Source organism: Streptomyces sp. MB09-02B (genome assembly GCF_033794485.1).
GTDB lineage: Bacteria > Actinomycetota > Actinomycetes > Streptomycetales > Streptomycetaceae > Streptomyces.
Window position 1 is genome coordinate 1 of the sequence record NZ_JARGEE010000536.1, and the last position, 5,315, is coordinate 5,315.

The window sequence follows — 5,315 nt, forward strand, 5'->3', positions numbered from 1 at the left end:
GCTGATCCTGATCCCCACGCCGCTCGGCCTGTTCCTGGCCGTGCAGCTGGACAAGAACATCCGCTTCAGCCGCGTCTACCAGACGGCGTTCTTCCTGCCCGTCGTGATGTCGCTCGCCGTCATCGGCTTCGTCTGGCAGCTGATCTACAACCCCGACACGGGCCTGATCAACAGCCTCATCGGCGCCAACGAACCCGGCCACTACATCGACTGGATCGGCGACCCCGACCTCAACCTGTGGGCCATCCTCATCGCCGCGTCCTGGCGCCACACCGGCTACATGATGATCCTCTACCTGGCCGGTCTGAAGGGCGTCGACCCCTCCCTGCGCGAGGCCTCCGCCCTGGACGGCGCCAACGAGTGGCAGACGTTCAAGAACGTCATCTTCCCCACCCTGCGCCCCACCAACACCGTCGTCCTGGTCGTCACGATCATCGAGGCCCTGCGCGCCTTCGACCTCGTCTTCGTCTTCAACAAGGGCGCCGAGGGCACCGAACTGCTCTCCATCCTCGTCACCAACAACATCATCGGAGAGTCCAGCCGCATCGGCTACGGATCGGCCATCGCCGTCGTCCTCCTGGTCATCTCCCTCGCCGTGATCATCCCGTACCTGATCGCGACCTTCCGGAAGGAGCGGCAAGCGTGAGCACCACCGCCGCGACCGCCGCTCGCAAGGAGCGCACGCCTGTCCGCCCCGCCCGGATCCTCCTGCACGTCTTCCTCGTCTGCATGGCCCTGGCCTGGCTGGGGCCCCTGCTGTGGGCGCTGTACGCGGCCATGCGCCCCTACGGCGAGACATCCGAGAAGGGCTACGTCTCGTGGCCCGACACCTTGAGCTTCGACAACTTCACGAACGCGTTCACCCAGTCGGACATGACGCACTACTTCGTGAACACCCTGATCATCGCCGTCCCCGCGGTGCTGCTGACGCTGTTCCTGTCCTCCATGGTCGCCTTCTACGTCAGCCGCTTCGACTTCCGCATCAACCTCTTCCTGCTGCTGGTCTTCACCGCCGGCAACCTGCTCCCCCAGCAGGTCATCATCACCCCCCTGTACCGGCTGTACCTGCTCATCGACCTGCCCGGCATCACCATGAGCGGCAAGCTGTACGACTCCGCGCTCGGCCTGGTCCTCATCCACGTCGCGTTCCAGTCCGGCTTCTGCGCCTTCGTACTGGCCAACTACATGCGCTCCCTGCCGCACGAGCTGACCGAGGCCGCGCTGGTCGACGGCGCCTCGGTGTGGCGGCTGTACTGGCAGATCGTGCTGCCCTTGTGCAAGCCCGCGATGGCCGCCCTGGCGACGCTGCTGTCCATCTGGATCTACAACGACTTCTTCTGGGCGCTAGTACTGATCTCCACCGGCGAGAACATGCCGATCACCTCGGCCCTGAACAACCTCTCCGGCCAGTACTTCACCGACCCCAACCTCGTCGCCGCCGGAGCCCTGCTCACCGCGATCCCCACCCTGATCGTGTACTTCGCACTCCAGCGCCAGTTCGTCAGCGGCCTCACCCTCGGCGCCAACAAGGGCTGACCGCACGCCTCCCCGCTGTTCCCCACACCCCCGGAGTATGACCAGTGACCACCGAACGCCGTCTCCGTCTGCCCGGCATCACGTACGGCGGCGATTACAACCCCGAGCAGTGGCCCGAGGAGGTCTGGGCCGAGGACATGGCCCTGATGCGCGAGGCCGGGGTGACCATGGTCAGCGTCGGCATCTTCTCGTGGGCCCTGCTGGAGCCGTCCGAGGGCGTCTACGACTTCTCCCGCATGGACAAGATCCTGGCGCTGCTGCATGAGAACGGCATCGCCGCCGATCTCGCCACCCCGACGGCCTGCCCGCCCGCCTGGTTCTTCCGGGCCCATCCCGAGGCGCTGCCGGTGGACAAGGACGGCCGCACGCTCTGGTACGGCAGCCGTCAGACCTTCTGCCCGTCCAGCCCCGCGTACCGCACCGCGGCGCTGCGCATCGCGGGCGTCCTGGCCGAGCGGTACGCCGACCACCCGGCCGTCGCGATGTGGCACGTGCACAACGAGTACGGCTGCCACAACGCCGAATGCTTCTGCGACACCAGCGCGGCCGCCTTCCGTACCTGGCTGAAGGCGAAGTACGGCAACGACCTGAACGCGCTCAACCACGCCTGGGGCACCACCTTCTGGAGCCAGTGGTACTACGACTGGGACGAGATCATCCCGCCCCGCGCCACCGGCGCCGACCCCAATCCCACCCACCGGCTGGACTGGCGCCGCTTCTGCTCGGACGAACTGCTGTCACTGTTCACCGCCGAGCGCGACGTGCTCCGCCGCGCCGCCCCGGACACCCCCGCCACCACCAACTTCATGGTGATGCACAACTTCGACGCCCTGGACTACTGGCGCTGGGCCCCCGAGCTGGACATCGTCTCCAACGACCACTACCTTCTCGCCACCGACCCGGAGTCGGAGACCGACATCGCCCTCTGCGGCGACCTGGTCCGCTCCCTGGCCGACGGACCCTGGCTGCTGATGGAACACTCCACGGGTGCCATCAACTGGCAGCCCGTCAACCGCGCCAAGACTCCCGGCGAGATGCGCCGCAACGCGCTCGCCCACGTCGCCCACGGTGCCGACGGCATCGCCTACTTCCAGTGGCGGGCCGCCAAGGCGGGCGCCGAGCAGTGGCACTCGGCGATGCTCCCGCACGCCGGCACCGACAGCCAGATCTGGCGCGACGTGGTCCAGCTCGGAGCCGACCTGCAAGCCCTCGCCGAAGTAGGCGGCAGCACCAGCCCCGCCAAGGTCGCCATCGTCTGGGACTGGAACGCCCGCTGGGCCATGGAACTACCCTGCCAACCCAGTGGTGAACTCCGCTTCCAGGACCTGGTGAGGGACTGGTACACACCGCTGTGGAAGGCCGGCGTGGCGGTCGACTTCGTACGTCCCGACGCCCCGGACCTCGGCCGCTACCGGCTCGTCCTCGCTCCCAGCCTGTACCTGGTCGACGACGAAGGCGCGGCCAACCTGGCGGCGTTCACCGAGAGCGGCGGCACCCTCGCCGTGGGCTTCCACAGTGGTGCGGTGGACGAGAACTGCCATGTCCGTCTGGGTGGTTACCCGGGCGCCTTCCGGAAGATCCTCGGGGTGCACGGCGACGAGCCGTTCCCCCTGCTGCCCGGCCAGACGGTCAGCCTGGTCGGCCAGGTCCCGCAGGACGCGACCGCCGACCTGTGGACCGAACGCCTCCGGCTGACCGGAGCGGAAGCCGTCGCCACGTACGCCGAGGGACCGCTGGCGGGCGTCCCGGCCATCACCCGCCACGCGTACGGCAGCGGAACCGCCTGGTACCTCGCCACCCACCCGGACCCCACCACCCTGGCCACCGTCCTGGAGCGCGTGTGCCAGGACGCCGGCGTGCGCCCGGAGCGCGAGGTTCCGGCCGGCATCGAAGTGGTGAGGCGACGGGGCGCTGACGCGGACTACCTTTTCCTGATCGACCACGCCGGCCACGGCGCCGAGATCCCCGCCGAGGGGGTCGAACTCCTCACCGGCAAAACGGTCACCGGCTCGGTCACCGTCCCCGAGGGAGGCGTCGCAGTCGTCCGTGAGCCGAGGGCGGATCTGCGGGAGCGGGCGACCGCGTAGAGATCACCGCGCGGCAGCCGGGCGAGGCCGGACATCAGCGAGGTTTGGTCCTTCCAGGCCCGCGCGGGCCGCGCTTGTCCGAGAACTGCACGTCGTGCCGAGAGAACGTCCTGCTTCGACTCCACGGAAGTGAGTTCTGACATGACAGGTTTGCCCAGCCGCCGACAGGTGCTCGGCGGGGCTGCTGCGGGAGTGCTGGCCTCGCTGGCCGGGATTCCGCTCGCCGGTTCCGCGTCCGCCGCCACGACGTACACCGCGCCTGATCCCCGTGTCTGGATCCACCTCAACAACGGGTGGCGATTCATCAGATCGGACGTCACAGGCGCGCAGACGCCCGGATTCAATGACTCCGGATGGACGTCGGTCACCACGCCCCACACCTGGAACGCCGTCGACGGGGCCGACGGCGCCAACAACTACCACCGCGGGGTGGGCTGGTACCGCCGCCACTACACCGTGCCGTCCACCATGGCCGGCAAGAGGCTGTACCTGCAGTTCGCCGGGGTCAACCAGGTCGCCGACGTCTGGGTCAACGGCACGTACCTCGGACAGCACAAGGGCGGGTACTCCCGCTTCAGGTTCGACGCCACCGCCGTGCTCGTCCCGGGACAGGACAACATCATCGCGGTCAAGGTGACCAACACCCGCGACACCAACATCGCCCCGGTAGGCGCGGACTACACCTTCCAGGGCGGCATCTACCGCAACGTGAGCCTGTGGGCCGTCGACGACCTCCATGTGCGGATGACGGACTACGCGGGCCCCGGAATCTACCTGCGGCAGAGCAACGTGACCGCGGCGTCGGCCACGGTGACCGTGACGACGAAGCTGTGGAACGACAGCAGCACCACCAGATCGGTGGTCGTCCGCACCGTCATCGCCGACAAGAGCGGGACCATCGTCGCGGACACGAGCAGCACCGCGCAGACCGTCCCCGCGGCCACCGGCAAGGAGATGCAGCAGACCGTCCACGTCGACAACCCACATCTGTGGAACGGACTGGCGGATCCGTACCTCTACAACGCCAGCGTCGAGATCCATGACGTCACCGGCGGCGGGGACACGATTACGGACGTGGTGACCGAACGCCTGGGCCTTCGCTCCCTCGCCGTCGACGCCGACACCGGCTTCCACCTCAACGGCAGCCACCTCCACCTGCACGGCGTCAACCTGCACCAGGACCGGGCCGCCAAGGGCTGGGCGATATCCGACGCCGACCACACCCAGGACCTCGACCTCATCAGCGAGATCGGAGCCAACGCCATCCGGATGGCGCACTACCAGCACGACCAGAAGGACTACAACCTCGCCGACGAACGCGGCATGATCGTCTGGGCGGAGATCCCGCTGGTCGACATCGTCACCGACTCGGCCGCCTTCACCACCAGCACCCAGAACCAACTGCGGGAACTGATCCGGCAGAACTACAACCACCCCTCGATCGCCTTCTGGGGCATCGGCAACGAACTCCTCGACTACAACGGCACCGCCACGAACAGGCTCCTCGCGTCACTCGCCGACATCATCGAAGCCGAGGACCCCGACCGCCTCTCCACCTACGCCGTACGCGGCGAGGACCCCGACAACGCCCAGGCGGGCCTGCACACGCAGACCACGGGCTTCAACAAGTACTACGGCTGGTACTACGGCTCCAAGGACAACGACCTCGGAGCATGGGCCGACAACCTGCAC

General features: G+C 67.8%; 4 protein-coding genes. All 4 read left to right on the forward strand.

Annotated elements, in window-relative coordinates:
- Nucleotides 1-646 (forward strand): sugar ABC transporter permease (locus tag P1P70_RS39975; RefSeq protein ID WP_319246708.1); only part of this gene is annotated, 646 nt, incomplete at its 5' end.
- Nucleotides 643-1,536 (forward strand): carbohydrate ABC transporter permease, encoded by an 894-nt coding sequence (locus P1P70_RS39980; RefSeq protein ID WP_319246709.1) that lies wholly within the window; start codon nt 643-645, stop codon nt 1,534-1,536. The genes P1P70_RS39975 and P1P70_RS39980, both read left to right, overlap by 4 nt.
- 44 nt (nt 1,537-1,580) lie before the next feature.
- Nucleotides 1,581-3,623, forward strand: coding sequence for a beta-galactosidase (locus P1P70_RS39985; RefSeq protein WP_319246711.1), 2,043 nt, complete (start codon nt 1,581-1,583; stop codon nt 3,621-3,623).
- A gap of 141 nt (nt 3,624-3,764) precedes the next feature.
- Nucleotides 3,765-5,315: glycoside hydrolase family 2 protein (locus tag P1P70_RS39990; RefSeq protein WP_319246713.1), on the forward strand; the 1,551-nt coding region annotated here is incomplete at its 3' end.